The sequence below is a fragment of the Sporomusa rhizae genome (assembly GCF_041428845.1).
GTDB classification, from domain to species: domain Bacteria; phylum Bacillota; class Negativicutes; order Sporomusales; family Sporomusaceae; genus Sporomusa; species Sporomusa rhizae.
This window is the reverse complement of record NZ_CP156925.1, coordinates 193,821-212,259: the sequence shown is the minus strand read 5'-3', so window position 1 is coordinate 212,259 and position 18,439 is coordinate 193,821. Positions and strand designations below refer to the sequence as shown.

19 protein-coding genes are annotated in these 18,439 nt (G+C 46.2%); all 19 read right to left on the bottom strand.

The window, feature by feature from the left end; all coding sequences use genetic code 11:
* Positions 1 to 24: 24 nt before the first annotated feature.
* The 19 genes from SRRS_RS00860 to SRRS_RS00770 all read right to left on the bottom strand — a co-directional run bounded on the left by SRRS_RS00860 (position 25) and on the right by SRRS_RS00770 (position 18,432).
* The gene (locus SRRS_RS00860; protein ID WP_371369685.1) at positions 25 to 1,203 is read right to left on the bottom strand and encodes a glucose-1-phosphate adenylyltransferase; all 1,179 of its coding nucleotides are present in this window, start codon (positions 1,201 to 1,203) and stop codon (positions 25 to 27) included.
* Complete coding sequence (gene glgB, locus SRRS_RS00855; RefSeq protein ID WP_371365358.1) at positions 1,106 to 3,199, bottom strand: 1,4-alpha-glucan branching protein GlgB; 2,094 nt, start codon at positions 3,197 to 3,199, stop codon at positions 1,106 to 1,108. The genes SRRS_RS00860 and glgB overlap by 98 nt, the downstream gene beginning before the upstream one ends.
* Positions 3,200 to 3,476: 277 nt before the next feature.
* Entirely contained in the window at positions 3,477 to 4,616 is a 1,140-nt protein-coding gene (locus SRRS_RS00850) for a glucose-1-phosphate adenylyltransferase (RefSeq protein WP_371365356.1), read from the bottom strand.
* A 186-nt stretch (positions 4,617 to 4,802) separates the two neighbouring features.
* A complete protein-coding gene (locus tag SRRS_RS00845) occupies positions 4,803 to 5,180 on the bottom strand; it encodes a biotin/lipoyl-containing protein (protein ID WP_371365355.1) in 378 nt (125 codons plus the stop codon).
* 21 nt (positions 5,181 to 5,201) lie between these two features.
* The gene (locus SRRS_RS00840) at positions 5,202 to 5,390 is read right to left on the bottom strand and encodes a hypothetical protein (RefSeq protein ID WP_371365353.1); all 189 of its coding nucleotides are present in this window, start codon (positions 5,388 to 5,390) and stop codon (positions 5,202 to 5,204) included.
* A 30-nt stretch (positions 5,391 to 5,420) separates the two neighbouring features.
* Positions 5,421 to 6,950 carry an acyl-CoA carboxylase subunit beta gene (locus tag SRRS_RS00835; RefSeq protein ID WP_371365351.1) on the bottom strand — a complete coding sequence of 510 codons (1,530 nt, stop codon included), beginning with the start codon at positions 6,948 to 6,950 and terminating at the stop codon, positions 5,421 to 5,423.
* A gap of 59 nt (positions 6,951 to 7,009) precedes the next feature.
* Complete coding sequence (mce, locus tag SRRS_RS00830; protein ID WP_371365349.1) at positions 7,010 to 7,417, bottom strand: methylmalonyl-CoA epimerase; 408 nt, start codon at positions 7,415 to 7,417, stop codon at positions 7,010 to 7,012.
* A gap of 23 nt (positions 7,418 to 7,440) precedes the next feature.
* Positions 7,441 to 8,379: a methylmalonyl Co-A mutase-associated GTPase MeaB gene (gene meaB, locus SRRS_RS00825; RefSeq protein WP_371365347.1), complete on the bottom strand. Its 939-nt coding sequence runs from the start codon at positions 8,377 to 8,379 to the stop codon at positions 7,441 to 7,443.
* Positions 8,380 to 8,419: 40 nt separating this feature from the next.
* On the bottom strand, positions 8,420 to 8,821 hold the full coding sequence (locus SRRS_RS00820; protein ID WP_371365345.1) for a cobalamin B12-binding domain-containing protein: 402 nt from the start codon (positions 8,819 to 8,821) through the stop codon (positions 8,420 to 8,422).
* A gap of 22 nt (positions 8,822 to 8,843) precedes the next feature.
* The gene (locus SRRS_RS00815) at positions 8,844 to 10,490 is read right to left on the bottom strand and encodes a methylmalonyl-CoA mutase (protein ID WP_371365343.1); all 1,647 of its coding nucleotides are present in this window, start codon (positions 10,488 to 10,490) and stop codon (positions 8,844 to 8,846) included.
* Between the two features lie 36 nt (positions 10,491 to 10,526).
* The gene (locus SRRS_RS00810) at positions 10,527 to 10,874 is read right to left on the bottom strand and encodes an RNA-binding protein (RefSeq protein ID WP_371365341.1); all 348 of its coding nucleotides are present in this window, start codon (positions 10,872 to 10,874) and stop codon (positions 10,527 to 10,529) included.
* Between the two features lie 139 nt (positions 10,875 to 11,013).
* Positions 11,014 to 11,772 (bottom strand): LamB/YcsF family protein, encoded by a 759-nt coding sequence (locus SRRS_RS00805; protein WP_371365339.1) that lies wholly within the window; start codon positions 11,770 to 11,772, stop codon positions 11,014 to 11,016.
* Positions 11,773 to 11,810: 38 nt separating this feature from the next.
* The gene (locus tag SRRS_RS00800) at positions 11,811 to 13,079 is read right to left on the bottom strand and encodes an MFS transporter (RefSeq protein WP_371365337.1); all 1,269 of its coding nucleotides are present in this window, start codon (positions 13,077 to 13,079) and stop codon (positions 11,811 to 11,813) included.
* A gap of 57 nt (positions 13,080 to 13,136) precedes the next feature.
* Positions 13,137 to 13,928, bottom strand: a complete 792-nt coding sequence (locus tag SRRS_RS00795; RefSeq protein ID WP_371365335.1) for a putative hydro-lyase — start codon at positions 13,926 to 13,928, stop codon at positions 13,137 to 13,139.
* Between the two features lie 55 nt (positions 13,929 to 13,983).
* Complete coding sequence (locus SRRS_RS00790; protein WP_371365333.1) at positions 13,984 to 15,009, bottom strand: biotin-dependent carboxyltransferase family protein; 1,026 nt, start codon at positions 15,007 to 15,009, stop codon at positions 13,984 to 13,986.
* A 13-nt stretch (positions 15,010 to 15,022) separates the two neighbouring features.
* On the bottom strand, positions 15,023 to 15,778 hold the full coding sequence (pxpB, locus tag SRRS_RS00785) for a 5-oxoprolinase subunit PxpB (RefSeq protein WP_371365332.1): 756 nt from the start codon (positions 15,776 to 15,778) through the stop codon (positions 15,023 to 15,025).
* 164 nt (positions 15,779 to 15,942) lie between these two features.
* Positions 15,943 to 16,467: a 2-oxoacid:acceptor oxidoreductase family protein gene (locus SRRS_RS00780; RefSeq protein WP_371365330.1), complete on the bottom strand. Its 525-nt coding sequence runs from the start codon at positions 16,465 to 16,467 to the stop codon at positions 15,943 to 15,945.
* Position 16,468: 1 nt separating this feature from the next.
* Positions 16,469 to 17,287, bottom strand: a complete 819-nt coding sequence (locus tag SRRS_RS00775; RefSeq protein WP_371365328.1) for a 2-oxoacid:ferredoxin oxidoreductase subunit beta — start codon at positions 17,285 to 17,287, stop codon at positions 16,469 to 16,471.
* Positions 17,288 to 17,301: 14 nt separating this feature from the next.
* Positions 17,302 to 18,432: a 2-oxoacid:acceptor oxidoreductase subunit alpha gene (locus SRRS_RS00770; RefSeq protein ID WP_371365326.1), complete on the bottom strand. Its 1,131-nt coding sequence runs from the start codon at positions 18,430 to 18,432 to the stop codon at positions 17,302 to 17,304.
* Positions 18,433 to 18,439 lie beyond the last annotated feature (7 nt).

Here is an 18,439-nt window from a genome sequence, read left to right as displayed (position 1 = left end):
CGGCAAGCTGCTTTGCGCCGGGAGCTAACAGCGGGCAAGCAGGGCATTGCGCTTAATCTTCGTCTCACTGGTAATATTTAAATTATCTCCTATTAAAGTGATACCGGAAAACCAGCGGCTGCCTTCCTGCTCGGCAGGACCATCAGCCCCAAGCTGGGCACCGGCTTCTACAACTGATTTACGACCAATTATGGCTTTTGTGATAATTGCATTAGCGCCAATAGAAGCGTAAGGCATAATAATGGAATCTTTAACCTTAGCCCCTTCGCCAATCTGTACACCAGGGAATAATACTGAGTTTTCTACTTCTCCGGAGACTTGACACCCTTCCGTTATCAACGAACAGACTACCCGGGCAGTATCCGCTAAAAAATGCGGCGGCTGAGTAGGGCTTACCGAGTAAATCCGCCAGCTTGGATCAAACAAATCAAGTGCCGGCTCATCTCCTAAAAGATCCATATTAGCTTCCCAATAGCTTTCTATCGTACCAACATCTTTCCAATATCCTTCAAACCGGTAGGCAAACAGGCGCTCACTCCCGGCCAACATGTTAGGAATAACATTCTTGCCAAAATCATGGCTGGACTTAGTATCTGTTGCATCGGCCGCCAAATAAGCCCGTAGCGCAGGCCAGCTAAATACGTATATTCCCATAGAGGCCTGATTATTCTTGGGATTTTTGGGCTTTTCCTCAAATTCGACAATCCGCTGATCTTCGGCAGTATTCATAATGCCAAATCGGCTGGCTTCTTCCCATGGCACTTCAATTACGGCAATCGTAGCATCAGCCTGTTTGCTTCTGTGGTAGTCCAGCATCATTGAATAGTCCATCTTGTAGATATGATCGCCGGACAATACCAGTACATACTCAGGGCTAAACATTTCAATAAAATTAAAGTTTTGATAAATGGCATCAGCCGTGCCCTTGTACCATTCACCACCTTTTTCCCGGACATAGGGCGGCAGGACATACACCCCGCCGTTGCGCCTGTCAAGATCCCATGCACTGCCTATGCCAATATAAGAATGAAGAGCTAACGGTTGATATTGAGTAAGAACGCCGACAGTATCAACGCCTGAGTTATAACAGTTACTTAAAGGAAAATCAATGATCCGATACTTGCCGCCGAACGGCACGGCGGGCTTTGCCAGCTTTTTGGTCAGTATTCCCAGTCTTGAGCCCTGGCCGCCGGCTAAAATCATGGCAACACATTCTTTCCTTAGCAAGGTGCCCCACCCTCCCTATTGCCGCTTGTAATCTGCGAGAAAACTTATATTTAAGGTTTTTTGATTTTGAGGACTGACCGCTATCAACAGGCTTTAAATAAACCGCAGCCAACGGCGGTAAGGTAAGCTCCAGAGACTGTTCGTACCCATGCCAGCCGACAGCTTCAGGCACCAATTTACCGGAATTGCCCTGACCTGACCCACCGTATATGGGGTTATCACTATTTAGCACTTCAATATAATGACCGGCTTCCGGTACGCCAACCCGGTATCCATGCCGGACAACCGGCGTAAAGTTAAGTATGGCAATCATAAAATCTCCGGACTTTTTTCCTTGCCGTTTGAAAACAATAACACTGTGCTGGCTGTCCTGGCAGTCAATCCAGGAAAAACCGTGCCAATCCTTATCATTCTCCCACATAGCCGGGTTTTCCAAATAAAAATGATTGAGATCCCGGACATAGTTGTGCAGCTTTTGATGCATGTCGTATTCCAGCAGATGCCAATCCAAACTATCATCATACTTCCACTCGATAAATTGACCAAACTCCCCGCCCATAAACAGCAGTTTTTTACCGGGATGGGACATCATATACGCATAAAAGGCGCGCAAATTAGCAAACTTTTGCCAGTAATCGCCTGGCATCTTATCAAGCAACGACCGCTTGCCGTGAACCACTTCATCATGGGATAAAGGCAGGACAAAGTTCTCTGAAAACGCATACATAAAGGAAAATGTCACCAAGTTATGATGATACTGGCGATGAACAGGATCAAGCTCCATATAGGTAAGCATATCGTTCATCCAACCCATATTCCATTTAAAGTTAAAACCCAATCCGCCCAGATACGTAGGATGGGTAACCAGCGGCCACGCTGTTGAGTCTTCGGCGATGACCAGTGCACCGGGATAATTAGCGAAAATAGTCTCATTGAGCTGCCGTAAAAAACGGATGGCTTCTAAGTTTTCGGTTCCGCCATAGCAATTGGGCTGCCATTCACCTTCCTCGCGGCCATAATTGAGATACAGCATATTGGCGACAGCATCAATCCGGAGACCATCAATATGATACACATCCATCCAAAACAATGCATTAGATACTAGAAAACTCAATACCTCCGGCCGGCCAAGGTCAAAATTCAGCGTCCCCCAGCCCCGGTTTTCACTACGCCGGCAATCGGTGTATTCATACAAAGTCGTACCGTCAAAACGGGCTAACCCATGGGCATCCCGGCAAAAGTGCCCAGGTACCCAGTCCAAAATAACGCCGATACCCTGCTGGTGGCAGCAATCCACCAAATACTTGAAATCATCGGGTGAGCCATACCGGCTGGTAACGGCATAATAGCCTGTTGCCTGATACCCCCATGAGCCATCAAAAGGATGCTCGGCAACAGGCAGCAATTCGATGTGAGTATACCCCATGTTAGCAGCATACTCGGCTAACGGCCGGGCAATATTCCGATAGGACAGTCGCTCGCTGTCAGCCTCCCGTCGCCAGGAACCAAGATCAACTTCATAAATATTCATTGGACGTTCATAAGGAGATTGAGCAGCCTTATTCTTTTGCCAACTGTCGTCTTGCCAGGCATACTTTTTAATATCGGCCACTTTTGAAGCGGTTTTCGGCCGCAGCTCTGCGGCAAAGGCGTAGGGATCGGCTTTATGCAGGATTTCGCCCCAGGAAGTAACAATTTCATACTTATAAAGAGTGCCTAAACCAATTCCCGGAACAAACAACGTCCAAACACCGCAGGTAGTTGACCGCTCCATAACATGATTACTGCCATCCCATTTATTAAAATCGCCAATCACCCGGACTACGTCAGCGTGAGGAGCCCAAACGGCAAACCATACTCCACCGGAGCCTCCTTCTTGTTCCACATGCGCGCCCAGCATATTATAACTGCGAACATTGCCACCTTCGTGGAATAAATATGCATCGAAATTAGTAAAAAGAGCCGTAGTCATGTAGTTACTTCCATCCTTTATCATAAAGTAGACTTAGTTTCTTAACCCCATCTGAAGGTTAATCGCCTTATCCAGGGACTTAGTTACTCGCCTGTACCCGTAGGAGTATAACTCCCGCTTGTAGAAGCGGGAGTCTTAGAGCAACTTGGTCACAGGATAAGATTGTGAGACGTAGCATATGTACTCAACTATTCTCCATACCGGTAATTTTTTCCTGTTAAAATATGGTAATTATTTTAAAGCAATCTATTTTCTTTTTCTAGTTAACTTGCGGTCTTTAAGCCGTTGCCGCTATCTTTCCACAGCACTCGGCTACCTGAATAACTCCTTGGGGCTCAACCTCCTCGCTTAGTTCTTTGAGTACAGTATTTGGTGTAATAATAGCTCCATCTACAGTAACATCACTTTCTATCCGCGCGTACTGCATTACAACGCTGTTCTGGACTTTGGCACCAGGACCAATATAGACCCCGGGGAAAATAATAGAGTTCTCAACTTCACCTAAGACAATTGCACCGCCGGCAATGAGCGAGCAGCTCACTTTCGCGGCGGCGCCGTGGTATTGGGGAGGCAGATGCAAACACGGTGAATATACAGGCCACTTTATATCATCTAACAGCAATTTAGGGGTATCCCCTACCAAATCCATGTTGGCTTCCCAGTAGCTATCCACCGTACCAACATCTTTCCAATAGCTGTTAAACCGATAGGCAAACAAACGATACCCGGCAGCTAACAATCCTGGAATAATATCTTTGCCAAAATCATGACTGGATTCCCCCTGTAAAGCATCATACTCCAGGTATTGTTTTAACACTTTCCATCCAAAAATATACACACCCATAGATGCCTGATTACTTTTGGGCTGACGGGGCTTTTCTGTAAAGTCCCTGATTCGTCCATTCCCAGCCGTCTCCATAATGCCAAACCGGCTGGCTTCCGGCCAGGGCACATCAATAACACCAATAGTAACATCGGCCTGACAGGACTTGTGGTACTCCAGCATCGCCGCATAGTCCATTTTATAAATATGGTCTCCTGACAGCACCACTACATACTCAGGGTTAAAATGCTCGAGAAACTCGCAGTTTTGGTACACAGCATCGGCCGTACCTTTATACCATTCCCCTCCCTTTTCCTTAGCGTACGGCGGCAGAATATGAACTCCTCCACCCATTCTGTCAAGATCCCAGGCGCTGCCATTCCCTACATAAGCATGCAGAGCAAACGGCTGATACTGTGTCAAAATACCTACTGTGTCCAGTCCGGAATTCCGGCAATTGCTTAAGGTAAAATCAATAATGCGATATTGACCGCCAAATGGCACAGCAGGCTTGGCAAGTTCTTTAGTTAGTGCACCCAGCCGGGTACCTTGCCCCCCTGCCAGCACCATAGCAACCCACTCTTTGTTACCCAAAAGCGTTCCCTCCTCGATGATAAGCCATACGACAGTCATAATTACCTTATGCCTTACGGGGGGATTGTAGAACAACTTTAATCGAACGGATGCTATTATTATTTGGTTAGTTGATCACTCACAAAAAAATATCCTACAACGAATTTTCGCTGTAGGATATTTCTGTTATTCCGATAGTTAGAAGTACTAGCCGATGACAGCCATTACTTCGCCGGGTTTAACACCCGTACCGTTTTCCACATTCAGTAACTTGACATTTCCGTTAGCCGGAGAAGTGATTTCATTTTGCATTTTCATGGCTTCAAGAATCATCAGTACATCGCCTTTTTTAACCATATCGCCCTTTTTAACAAGAACTTTCGTAATCTTACCAGGCATCGGCGCCTTCACGGCAACCTCGCCTGTAGCAATTTCCACCGGGGTAGCCGGAGCTACTGACGGTGACGGAACAGCAACGGACGGTATAGCAGCATGAACAACGGGAACAGCAGTCGCGGATGTGCTTGTTTCCTCTACCTCAACATTATAAGAAACACCATTAACAGTAACCTTAAATTTTCTCATTCCTATCGTCCCCCACTTTTTTTACCAAACCAGACGATGATTCATATTATTTAGTCGGCCGGCATCTTTCCAGGAGCTGCGATTACGGTTTCTGCGTACAGCAAAGCCGCCCTGCCCCTTGGTTTTTTTGTTTTTATCGCTAAGCATTATGCCAATACTGGCACTGATTGCTGCAATTATTTCCGGAGGAATGCCTTGTGCCTCTTTCACATTCTCACTGTCCTCTCTCTTAACAGTAAATTACAACGGAATGTTGCCGTGTTTCTTATGAGGCCGCGCTTCGCGCTTACTGGCCAACATTGCTAGGGCGGTAATGATGCGTGGTCGGGTTTCACTAGGTTCAATAACTTGGTCGACAAAACCACGTTCCGCAGCCTTATAGGGAGTAGCAAATTCCTCAACATACTGAGCGGTTTTTGTTTCCACTTCCGGGTCCCCACGGAAAATAATGTTGGCCGCGCCGGCCGGACCCATAACCGCAATTTCAGCCGAAGGCCAAGCTAATACCTGGTCGGCACCCAAGTCCTGCGAACACATTGCCAAATAGGAACCGCCATACGCTTTTCGCGTAATCAGAGTAACTTTAGGGACTGTCGCCTCCGAATACGCATACAACATTTTTGCACCATGGCGAATAATGCCACCATATTCTTGCGCGGTACCAGGCAGAAACCCAGGCACATCAACAATATTAACCAACGGAATATTAAATGCATCACAAAAGCGAATAAATCTAGCTGCTTTATCTGACGCATTGATGTCCAGGCAACCGGCCATGACTGACGGTTGATTTGCAATAATACCCGCCGTCTGCCCATCAAACCGGGCAAAGCAAGTAATTATATTAGCAGCATAATGCCCATGTACCTCGTAGAATTCACCATTATCGACAATCATTTGAATAACCTGCTTCATATCATAAGGCTGGTTGGAATTATCAGGCATAATGGTGTTCAGTTCAGGCTCAATACGGTCTGGGTCGTCGCCGGTAGCAAGAATAGGCGCTTCTTCCAGGTTATTACTGGGTAAAAAGCTTAGAAGACAGCGCACTTTTTGCATGCAATCGTCGTCGTTCTCCGCCGCAAAATGAGCTACACCGGATGTAGAATTATGAGTCATTGCACCACCTAATTCCTCGGCGGTAACCTCTTCAGCCGTAACCGATTTGATTACCTGCGGACCGGTAATAAACATCTGACTTGTATTTTTTACCATGAAGATGAAGTCAGTCAGGGCAGGGGAATAAACTGCCCCGCCGGCACAAGGACCCATAATAACCGATATCTGTGGAATTACGCCGGAAGCCAGCGTATTCCGATAGAAAATTTTGCCGTAACCGGACAGTGCATCCACAGCCTCTTGTATCCGCGCACCGCCGGAATCATTTAGGCCAATCAGCGGCGCACCCATTTTCAAAGCCAGATCTTGAACTTTGACTATTTTAGCAGCATGCATTTCGCCAAGTGAACCACCAATAACGGTGAAGTCTTGGGCAAAGACATAGACCAAGCGGCCGTCTACAGTACCATACCCGGTTACCACACCTTCTCCCGGAGCCTCTGTGTTCTCCATGCCAAAGTTAGTACACCGATGCTTTACAAATTGATCCAACTCTACAAATGTACCAGGATCCAGTAACTTTTCTATCCGTTCACGGGCAGTTAGTTTACCACTGGCGTGTTGCTTCTCAATCCGTTTTGCACCACCACCATGTATTACTTTTTCCCGGGCTTTCTTCAAGTGGTTTATTTTTTCCTGAACAGTAGCCATAAAACACCTCCAGATGAGTAAGTAAGCCATATAAGTTACTAAAGGCTTTAGCGCTTTAGTTAGTTGCGTTCCGACAGTTCGAGTAAAATACCGCCGGTGGCTTTGGGATGAATAAAGGCAATGCTGGCACCGCCCGCACCATAGCGCGGAGTTTCGTCAATCAGACGAATGCCTTTTTCTTTTAGTTCCTTTAGCGCATTTTCAATATTATTCACTCTAAGCGCGATGTGTTGGATACCTTCCCCGTTTCTTTCGATAAACTTGGCAATAGGGCCATCCGGAGAAGTTGATTCTAATAGTTCAACCTCACTGTCACCACTGGGAATAAAACACACCTTTACCTTTTGCTGTTCAACCACTTCTTCTCCTTGAGCAGTCATGCCCAAAACATCGGTGTAAAACTTCTTGGCTGCCTCCAGGTCTTTCACTGCAATACCAATGTGATCCACTTTGAGCACTTTAAACATATTAGTTCCTCCCTCATAACTACCTATCTCAAGCATTCTGCTAAAATAATATTAGCAATAGTGTATGGATCTTTTTCGCGCCGTTCAATACTGGCTACCAGCGAATTGAACTGTCCTGATACGCTCATCCTGTTAACTACATAACGGCTGATACCCTCTTTTATAAGTGACAGCAATTCATTATTAGCTCGCAATCTTCGCTTTCGCTCAAGTTCACCGGATTTATTCAAATAGTTTGTGTGTTCATCAATGGCGGCCGCCAGTTCATCTATGCCGCTTCCGCTGCTAGCCACCGTCTTTTTTATGGGCGGCCGCCAATCCAATTCACTTTGATTGAGTACAAGCATCATCTCAAGTTCGCTGTTAAGCCGTTCCGCATCCGCACGATCCGCTTTGTTGATTACAAAAATGTCACCAATCTCCAGGATTCCTGCCTTAATGGCCTGAATATCATCACCAAGCCCGGGAACCATTACAACCACCGTAGTATCAGCCGCCTTTACAATATCCACCTCCGACTGACCTACCCCGACGGTCTCAATAATAATGACCTCTTTGCCAAAGGCATCCATAATAGCAACAACATCCGCGGTCTTGCGTGATAAGCCGCCAAGGCTGCCTCTGGTTCCCATACTGCGGATAAATACTCCTTCATCTAGAATCAGTTCATTCATGCGAATGCGATCTCCCAGAATAGCGCCGCCAGAGAATGGACTCGTTGGGTCTACAGCAACAATTCCGATTGTTTTTCCTAATTGCCGGTATTTCTTTGCTAATTTATCGGTGAGTGTGCTTTTACCTGCTCCCGGCGGACCGGTTATACCGATTATCTGGGCCTTGCCGGTTCTCGGATAAAGCTGCTGCATCATAGCGGCAGCTTCGTGGCACTCATTCTCCACCATCGTAATGGCCCGCGCCAGGGCACGCCTTGATCCGCTTAACAATTCAGCTACTATGTCCACTCCGCTACTACACCACCTCACGAACCGAGCTAATCTCGGTTCAGTGTCTTGCTGCCACTTCGGCCTTAATAAACTCTACAATATTTGTTGTGGGAGTGCCTGGAGTAAAGACTTCAGCTATACCCGCATTTTTTAAGCCAGGAATGTCGGCATCAGGAATTACGCCGCCGCCAATAATCAGTACATCATCCATCTTCTTGTCGGTTAGAAGACGTACCACCTTAGGAAATAGTGTGTTATGCGCACCTGATAGCAGGCTTAATGCCACTACATCAACATCCTCCTGCAAGGCTGTTTCGACAATTTGCTCCGGAGTTTGCCGAAGTCCTGTATAAATTACTTCAAAACCGCCGTCCCGCAGGGCACGGGCTACGACTTTTGCACCACGGTCATGACCATCAAGCCCAGGCTTGGCCACCAACACTCTAATACGCTGTTCCATTATTGTCCTCCTATCTCTTTGTTTACAGGCTTACATGTGCTTCGTACTCACCAAATACCTTGCGCATTACGCCGCAGATTTCACCGAGGGTTGCATACACCTTAACCGCATCAAGGATAAACGGCATTAGGTTTTTATCTTCATCTCCGGCTGCTTCCTCAAGCAGTGCCAATTTATCCCGGACAGCTGCATTATCGCGTTTGGCACGAAGTTCAGCTAGCTTTTGCTTTTGTAGTTCGCCAACAGAAGAATCCACCCGCAGCAGGCCTTCTACCGGCTTTTTCTCTATCTGAAACTTATTAACGCCAACTATGACCCGTTGCTGGTTCTCAACCTCCATTTGCCACTTGTAGGCACTTTCCTGAATCTCGCGTTGAATATAGCCTTTTTCAATAGCAACAACGGCACCGCCGAGTTCATCAATTTTTTCAATATAGGCCATAGCTTCTTGTTCAATCTTATCAGTAAGTGCTTCGATGAAGTAGGAGCCACCTAACGGATCGACAATATCGGCCAGGCCGCTTTCATAAGCAACAATCTGCTGTGTCCTGAGAGCCACACGTACAGAATCTTCCGTAGGCAATGCCAACGCTTCGTCTTGTGAATTCGTATGTAATGACTGGGTTCCGCCAAGAACTGCTGCTGCCGTTTGCAAGGCAACACGGACGATATTATTGGCAGGTTGCTGGGCTGTGAGCATGGACCCGGCAGTCTGAGTATGGAACCGCAGCATCATAGATTTAGGTTTTGTCGCCCCAAAACGGTCTTTCATGATTTTGGCCCAGATACGGCGGGAAGCACGGAACTTAGCCACTTCTTCCAAAACGTTGTTATGCGCATTCCAGAAGAAGGATAACCGTCCTGCAAAATCATCCACATTCAGGCCGGCCTTAATAGCCGCTTCCACATAAGCAATACCATCGGCAATCGTAAAAGCAATTTCTTGTGAAGCCGTCGAACCGGCTTCCCGAATGTGATAGCCCGAAATAGATATGGTATTCCAATTAGGAACATCCTGCGAACAGTATTCAAAAATATTGGTAATGAGACGCATGGAAGGCTTGGGCGGAAAAATATAAGTGCCGCGCGCCGCATACTCTTTTAGAATGTCGTTTTGAATGGTGCCCTTAAGCTGTTCGAGACCTACCCCCTGTTTTTCCGCAACTGCAATATACATAGCCAATAGTACGGAAGCCGGGGCATTAATTGTCATAGAAGTAGAGACCTTGCCAAGGTCAATGCCGTCAAACAATATTTCCATATCGGCCAGTGAGTCAATGGCAACGCCCACTTTGCCTACTTCGCCTTCTGCGATTGCATCATCTGAATCATATCCAATCTGCGTAGGCAGGTCAAAAGCGCAGGATAATCCGGTTGCACCCGACTCAATCAGATAACGGTAACGCTTATTGGATTCTTCCGCTGTAGAAAACCCGGCATACATCCGCATGGTCCAAAACCGGCCACGATACATGGTAGGTTGTACACCTCGGGTATAAGGGTACTGACCCGGAAATCCGAGCTTGCGTTCATAATCAAAGTTTTCGAGGTTAAGCGGGGTATAGAGTCTATCATAGGGCAACTGCTTGCGCTCAGGATTTTTGGCAATTACTTTTTCAACCTTGGCTTCATACTCCGCCTGTTTAGTTTTAATCGATTCATCAGACATTTTTCGTTCTCCTTTAAAAAATACTAGTCTTGGTTATCACGCGACAATCTCAGAAAAATAAATAACCGTAACGAAATCCGACTGGTTTATTGTTTTTTTAAAAGCGTCACAATACCATGCAAGAAAATCCTCGCTCGTATTTAACTGCTGGTTCTCTCCTTGTAAATCCCGGGCAGTTAATAACGATATGGGTTTTACAAGTACCTGGTCAATGTAGGCCGTGTATACCTTTCTCTTTTTCATATACATGTCGCCAAATGTAATATCAATAACTTGCCCTGCTTTGTATTGCGCTGCTTTATTTCCATAACGTATTGTGCAACCGGCGCTTTGCCTTAGCAGAGAGGCATACGATTCAGATAAAGTAAAGTTTATAGCCCGCATAGTGCACCTCAACAAATTGACTTATTCCTGTAATCGGAAACTTATCACATATGACTGTCAATGTAAGGTTGTGTCATGATGTAACCAGCATAGTTTTGAGAAGGTCTATGGGTTGATTACATCATGACATGCAAATCCCTTAGATGCCAAATGGGCTCAGTTCAATGCCTTCCTGCACCAGTCTTGTTCTAATTTCCTTGATCATATCGACCGCACCGGGAGTATCGCCATGTACGCAAATCGTTTGTGGTTTTAACGCGACTTCTGTACCGTCGATGGCGTTTACTTTTCCGGTCTTAATGATAGTAAGAACTCTGCCGGCAACGGCCTTAGGGTCATGAATAACAGCCCCCTCTTGGCGCCGCGGTACCAATGTGCCTTCCTTGGTATATGCCCGATCAGCAAACGCCTCCTCGACATATTTAACACCCACAGCTTTAGCACCTTCGACCATCTTGGAGCCACAAGAACAAACCATGTAAAGATTCGGGTCGACGCTTTTTATGGCCTTGGCGATCGCAGCGGCCACATTACTATCCTTTTCCGCCATATTATAGAGCGCCCCATGCGGCTTAACATGCTGCAAGGTAAGGCCCTCCGTTTTGCAAATTCCCATAAGCGCCCCAATCTGATAAGCCGCATCAGCAAATATCTCATCAGGAGAGGCCGCCATTACTCTTCTGCCAAACCCCACCAAATCCGGGAAGGATGGGTGCGCACCAATGGCCAGATTATATTTTTTGGCTTTCCTAATTGTCTTAACAATGTTGACGGGGTCAGATGCGTGAAAACCGCAGGCTACATTAACTGAAGTTACATAGGGCATAGCCGCTTCATCATGCCCAAGAGTATAAACACCAAAGCTTTCTCCCATATCACAATTTAAGTCAATCCTCATGCCAATAACCTCCTATTAAGACTTTCTTCAAGCCAACTCTATTCAAGTTCTCTTCCTTTTGATTCAGGGATAAGGAAAATGGTGGCACCGGCAAGGATATAGGAAAGTGACGTTAGCCCCAGGGCCGAACCCATACCGTAAATACCCGCGAAATAGCCGATAACCATAGGCGATACAGCACTAATCATACGACCAACATTATAAGTAAAGCCGGTACCAATTCCTCTTGCTCGCGTCGGAAACGACTCTGAACAAATAGCACCAAAACCGCTGAATGCACCAGAACCAAACAAGCCAACAAAAGGTCCCATCAGCAATATGGTGTTTAAATCACGAACACTGCCGTAGAAGTACACCAAAACTGCCGCAACAACTAAATAAGATGCGAAAACCGGACGCCGGCCAAACCGATCAGCAAAGAAACCATATGTTACATATCCTACCCAAGCCCCCAGCATTGTGGGAATCATAAAGCTTGAAGATTTTAGAATACTTAACCCTGCGCCACCCTTGTCCACAGGAGTGCTTAAATACCCCGGCAGCCAGGTAAACAAACCCCAGTACGCAAACATCAGGAACGTACTTGCCAGTGTAATAACTACTGTATAACGAAGCAAATCGGGGCGGAATATTTGAGAGAAACCCATAGAAGCATCTTTCTTCAGATGGCGGGTTTGTTCCCACATTTCGGTTTCCTCAACAGCAAAGGTAATCCATAACAACAAAATTATTCCGGGAATAACACCAATTATAAAGAGTGCCCGCCACCCCCATACCGGAAGAACAAACATGGCGGCAACTGCAGCCATAACATAGCCGAAAGCCCAGCCGCTCTGCATAATACCAATCGCTTTGCCACGGTGTTTGGCAGACCAAGTCTCTGACACTAAAAGCACGCCGGCCGTCCATTGACCGCCCATTCCCAGTCCCAATATCGTACGGGCAATCGCCAGTTGAACAAGACTTTGCGTCAATCCGCTGAGGCCTGTAAAAATGGTAAATAAAAAAATCGTCACCATAATTCCTTTTCTGCGTCCGAGTTTGTCGGCAACAGCACCGGCACCAATACCGCCGACTGCGGAAGAAAATAAAGTAACAGTGGCTAAAAAGCCCGCTTCTACCGGCGTCAGACCCCACTCTTTTAAGATTGTAGTCAAGGCAAAAGCGTATACCATAACGTCAAAGGCATCAAGAGCAAAACCGAAAAAGCCGGCCCCCAGTGCATTCCATTCTTTTCGGGTAACTTCCCGCCACCAAGCTTTAGAAGACACGCCTTCCATGTCTTGTGCAACTTTTATTGATTCCATTACCATACCTCCATTCGAAAATTTATGAACGGACAATTAATACCAGAAACACGGTACTTAAAATACCGATAGGTCTTCATCACGAGTGTCGCAGATGAACATATATCCTGGAGCATGAGTAATCATCAAATCAGGTTTTACCCTCATCGCCACTGCTTGGGGAGTAACCCCGCAAGCCCAAAATACCGGAACTTCTCCCTGGTTTATCGTTACTGCATCGCCAAAATCCGGCTTAGTAATATCCTTTATACCAATCCGCTCCGGCGAACCGATATGGATGGGAGCACCGTGGACAGCGGGAAAACGGGATGTTACCTGGACGGCACGCACCACTAGCTCTGCCGGAATGGGGCGCATACTGACAACAACGGGACCGGCAAAAACCCCCGCCGGGTTACATTCAATATTTGTTATATACATCGGAACATTGCAGTTTTCTTCAATATGCCGCACAGGTATCCCATTTCTGATCATTGGTGTTTCAAAAGTAAAACTACATCCTAACAAAAAAGCTACCAAATTTTTATTCCAATAGTTCTCTAAATCAAAAACCTCTTCGTAGAGCTGACCTTTTTTATATACCCGGTATTTGGGTACATCATAGCGTAAATCGGCTCCCGGTGCGGTCAGTTTGGGTTCAGGAGAACCTACCTCTGTTACATCAAGAATTGGGCAGGGTTTGGGATTACGTTGAGAAAACAGTAAGAAATCGTACGCCAATTCTTTCGGCAAAATAGCTAAATTGGCCTGAGTATACCCCTGCGCAATACCGGCAGTTGGCCTCACTAACTGGTTCTTCCTGATTAAGCTTCTTACATCTTTGGGATTCATACAGCCTAAATTCTCCATGCATAACATCCCCTCTCTTTACAGTTACAAACTCCAAACCAGGTCGTACTAACCATTATTCGTACTCTTCCACTTGAACTCTAAACCCCTTGTTATTAATAATAAGGTTAAATTGCCGCGCATTTTGGGAAGCAAGCTTCTGTTGGTGAATACTGCCGGCAATATCTCTATAACATTGCTGCTCTGCTTTTAAGGCATTTACCGCTTCTTCTTCCGAACATAATCGGAAACAAACCTCATCTCCTGGCTTAGCTTGTGCCAGTTTGAACAAGTCTGGACAAATAACGGCACCTATTTTTGCGTAGCCACCTGTGGTTTGACGATCCGCCATCATGACGATCGGCATACCATGCGCCGGTACTTGAATGGCGCCTAAGGGCAAAGCGTCTGAAATAATATCGGCTTTATCGATATGTGCAATTTTAGGACCAACCAATCGATACCCCATACGGTCAGCCTCATCAGTAATTACATACTCATTGTTTAGCAGCGTCGCTTTCGCTTCTGCCGTAAACATATTATCCTGAGGTCCTAAAAGAATACGTAAGGTAATGCTTTGTTCATACTTGGGAACATACTCTGCCTTCAAAATTCCTGGCCGGACATCGGTTTCTCTGTCGTCCCCGACATCCAAGACATCGCCTTGCTGAAGAGCTCTGCCCTCCAAGCCGCCAACTTTTGCCCGTGTATAAGTAGAACGACTGCCAAGCACACTAGGTACATCAATTCCGCCGCGAACTGCGAGGTAGGCTCTACAACCTGTTACCGCATATTCAAGCTTAAGCTCACTGCCTTTTTGTACAACAAAAGAAGACCAGTTTGGAACGCTGACGCCATCTAGTTTGGCTTGCATATCAGCACCGCAGAGAGAAACGAGCTGGCTTTCATCAAATTTAAATGAGGCCCCAAGTAAGGTCATTTCAATAGCAGCCGCACTCATCTTATTACCTACTAATAAGTTTGCAACCCGGTAAGCATAGCGGTCCATTGCCCCCGCCACCGGCATACCGAACGCTTGATAACCCCAGCGTCCGCCATCCTGGATAGTTGTAAAAAATCCTGGGTTTATTGTCGTAAACACGTAGTCACCTCCTCTATGATTTCGTAATCTCCGGAATATAGGTACCTGCATCCACTTGTTCACGGATTTCGTAAAATTCATCTATAGATATAGGTTTAAACTGTAAATAGTCACCTGCGGAAAATAAGAACGGATTGGGAATATCGGGATTAAATGCTTTTACTGGTGTACGTCCAATCAGTTGCCAGCCCCCAGGACTTTCTACGGGATAAAATCCAGTTTGACTGCCTGCAATTCCAACAGATCCCGGCGGAATTTGCAATCGGGGCTTGTCTAAGCGTGGCGTGGCAATCCTTGGCGACATGCCTCCAAGGTAAGGAAATCCGGGTGTAAACCCAAGCATATATACCAAATAAGGAGTAGCCGCATGAATACTTACAACTTCATCAACAGAAATTCCATTATGTTGTGCTACATACCCTAAGTCAGGAGCGAATTCACCCTGATAACAGACAGGAATATGAACAATATTAGTTGTTTCTTTTCCCAGCTCCGCAGGTGATACCTGATCTTCCGACATCAGTAAGCTTTCTATTTGCGCAATCAATTCGTTGCGACTCAAACTCAGCGGATCAAAATAAACAAGCAGTGAGCGGTATGTTGGCACAATTTCAAGAATTGCCTTGCTGGCGTTGGCCTTTAATACTTTCGCAAGCCTATGAACCTTAGTATTGATTGTTTTATCAACGTCCTTACCAAACTCCACAACCAACCCTTGCTCCCCCGCATAGAATAACTCTACGCCATTCATCTGTTCACCAACTTCCATATATATTGCGGCTTTACACTGAAACTTTGTATTTTAGCTGAATCTTTCGATAATTCTAGGTACGCACAAGGATACTGAGTATCCCTGTGCATATACGGTTCATAACTTTTTTCAGTTGATCATTTCCTTAAACGTCATCCAAAACTTCCGGTATCTTTGATATATTACTTTATAGAAGCAATCCCCAACTCTAAAGCCTGTTTATTAATTTGTTCCGTTCCTTTCGGAACGCGCGCCAATACAGCTTCTTCCAAGGCTTTAAAAGTTACGGCATTCGTAATCTTAGCTACAGCTCCTAAGGCAATGATATTGGCAAACAAATCGCGCCCAAGTTTTTCTTTGGCCATCTGGGTAATTGGTATTGAATACACTTTTTTAAATTTAGCGGGTACTTCCTTTATCGTGGTACTGTCCACAACAAGGATACTGTCTTGGTTAAGATCAACGCTATATTTGACAAGTGCCTCCTGGGTCATAGCCAACAAAAAATCAGGCTTTTCCACTTTGGGGTAATATATTGTCTTATCACTGATAATAACTTCCGATTTACTTGATCCGCCACGTGCCTCCGGCCCATAAGACTGCGATTGCACCGCTTCCTTGCCATCAGCAATAGCTGCCTCTGCCAAAATGATACCGGCCAAAATCAGTCCCTGTCCGCCAGAACCGCTTAATCGAAATTCCATCATATTACTTACCACTCCCCATTGCCCGCTGAATTACCTTCTGGTACTCAGTTACATATTCCGGACCTTCGCCCTGATACAATACGCCAATCGGGAATTTCCCCTCGAGCTGGGTCTCGTTCATTTTTGCCATTGCTTCTACCATCACAGCGTGCTCTTGCTGCCATCTCATCATCTTGGCCGGGCCACCCATTTTATTCTGGCGGCCAAAGGAGATTGGACACGCCGTAATCGCTTCCACAAGGGCAAATCCCTTGTGACTAATTGCCTTCGCGATGAGGTCGGTTAGAAGGGTAGCATGATATGTGGTTGCTCTCGCTATAAAGGTAGCGCCAGCCCCTTTGGCCAGTTCATATAAGTCAAATGGTCTGTCAACATTACCGTAGGGAGCAGTAGTCGCCATACCCATATGCGGTGTCAACGGTGAATACTGACCGCCGGTCATCCCATAAATGTTGTTATTATAAACAACCACAGTTAGATTGATATTGCGGCGGGCCGCATGAATGAAATGATTACCTCCGATAGCGCTGGCATCGCCATCGCCTGTGAGTACAATTACATTGTGATCCGGTTTTGTCAGTTTCACTCCGGTAGCAAACGGAATAGCTCGTCCATGTGCGGTGTGCAAGGTATCAAAGTTCAGATACCCTGATGCCCGGGATGAACAACCAATACCTGATATAATTGCCGTCTGATCCTGATCAAGCTGTAGCTTATCAATAGCTCTGGCAACACAGGCCGTAACAATACCGTTACCACAGCCAGGACACCAAATATGAGGCAATTTCGGCCGAAAATATTTTTTTAATAGCTTTTCCATGATGTTCTCCCCCCTTAGCGGACTGCTTGGATAGACGCAAGCATTTCACTCGGTGTAATCGGTTCGTTATTCCATTTGGCCAGAGAAACAACTTCAGTTTTGCCGCTAACAATCTGGCGTATTTCTTTAACATATTGGCCATAATTCATTTCAGCCACGATAATGGTCTTAACCTTATCCGCCAAACGTAACAGTTGTTTTTCCGGTGCAGGCCAGATGGTTATCGGGCGGAATAGTCCAGCCTTAATCCCCTGGGACCGGGCACTCTCGATAGCGGCATAGGCACTGCGTGCAGTACCGCCAAAAGCGATCACAGCTATTTCAGCGTCGTCAAGATCGACTTCTTCGAACTTTACAATATCGTCAATATTTCTTGTGATTTTAGTATGAAGCCGATCAATAACCTCGTGCGTTACCGTATTACTGCCTGTCGGAAAACCGGTATAATCATGAACCAGGCCAGTAGTGTGAAAACGATAGCCTTCCCCATAAGCCGGCATGGGAGGAACGCCATCTTCATCTGGTTTAAAAGGTAAAAACTCACCCGGGGGAAGGTTCGGTTTCTTGCGATTTATAATCGCTTGTTGGTTAAGCTCCGGCATTACAAACTTCTCACGCATATGGCCAATAATCTCGTCCAAAAGAAGGACAACAGGCGTACGATATTTTTCAGCGAGATTAAAGGCTTCGATAGTGAGCGTAAAGCACTCAGGAACACTTGAGGGACTAAGGGCAATTACCCCCCTGTCGCCATGGGACCCCCAGCGAGCCTGCATAACATCTCCCTGTGCAGGAGAGGTTGGCTGACCGGTACTTGGACCGGTACGTTGGACATTTACAATGACACAGGGTACTTCTGCAATAGACGCATAGCCGATAAGTTCCTGTTTAAGCGAGAATCCTGGACCACTAGTTGCAGTCAATGATTTGGTTCCTGCTATAGATCCACCGATAACCGCAGCCATACCAGCTATCTCATCCTCCATCTGGATGAATGTACCGCCGACTTGCGGAAGTCTTTTGGCAAGCAACTCAGCAACTTCGGTCGAAGGAGTAATGGGATAACCGGCAAAAAAACGGGCTCCCGCCGCGATAGCTCCTTCGGCGCAAGCTTGGTTACCTTGCATTAACACAGCTTTAGCCATTGGGTTG

Excerpts from the sequence above, each read along its gene's own strand:
- SRRS_RS00860 (WP_371369685.1), bottom strand. The coding sequence starts at position 1,203 with ATGATTTTAGCCGGCGGCCAGGGCTCAAGACTGGGAATACTGACCAAA.
- glgB (WP_371365358.1), bottom strand. The coding sequence starts at position 3,199 with ATGACTACGGCTCTTTTTACTAATTTCGATGCATATTTATTCCACGAA.
- SRRS_RS00845 (WP_371365355.1), bottom strand. The coding sequence starts at position 5,180 with ATGAGAAAATTTAAGGTTACTGTTAATGGTGTTTCTTATAATGTTGAG.
- SRRS_RS00835 (WP_371365351.1), bottom strand. The coding sequence starts at position 6,950 with ATGGCTACTGTTCAGGAAAAAATAAACCACTTGAAGAAAGCCCGGGAA.
- mce (WP_371365349.1), bottom strand. The coding sequence starts at position 7,417 with ATGTTTAAAGTGCTCAAAGTGGATCACATTGGTATTGCAGTGAAAGAC.
- SRRS_RS00820 (WP_371365345.1), bottom strand. The coding sequence starts at position 8,821 with ATGGAACAGCGTATTAGAGTGTTGGTGGCCAAGCCTGGGCTTGATGGT.
- SRRS_RS00815 (WP_371365343.1), bottom strand. The coding sequence starts at position 10,490 with ATGTCTGATGAATCGATTAAAACTAAACAGGCGGAGTATGAAGCCAAG.
- SRRS_RS00810 (WP_371365341.1), bottom strand. The coding sequence starts at position 10,874 with ATGCGGGCTATAAACTTTACTTTATCTGAATCGTATGCCTCTCTGCTA.
- SRRS_RS00805 (WP_371365339.1), bottom strand. The coding sequence starts at position 11,772 with ATGAGGATTGACTTAAATTGTGATATGGGAGAAAGCTTTGGTGTTTAT.
- SRRS_RS00800 (WP_371365337.1), bottom strand. The coding sequence starts at position 13,079 with ATGGAATCAATAAAAGTTGCACAAGACATGGAAGGCGTGTCTTCTAAA.
- SRRS_RS00795 (WP_371365335.1), bottom strand. The coding sequence starts at position 13,928 with ATGGAGAATTTAGGCTGTATGAATCCCAAAGATGTAAGAAGCTTAATC.
- pxpB (WP_371365332.1), bottom strand. The coding sequence starts at position 15,778 with ATGGAAGTTGGTGAACAGATGAATGGCGTAGAGTTATTCTATGCGGGG.
- SRRS_RS00780 (WP_371365330.1), bottom strand. The coding sequence starts at position 16,467 with ATGATGGAATTTCGATTAAGCGGTTCTGGCGGACAGGGACTGATTTTG.
- SRRS_RS00775 (WP_371365328.1), bottom strand. The coding sequence starts at position 17,287 with ATGGAAAAGCTATTAAAAAAATATTTTCGGCCGAAATTGCCTCATATT.
- SRRS_RS00770 (WP_371365326.1), bottom strand. The coding sequence starts at position 18,432 with ATGGCTAAAGCTGTGTTAATGCAAGGTAACCAAGCTTGCGCCGAAGGA.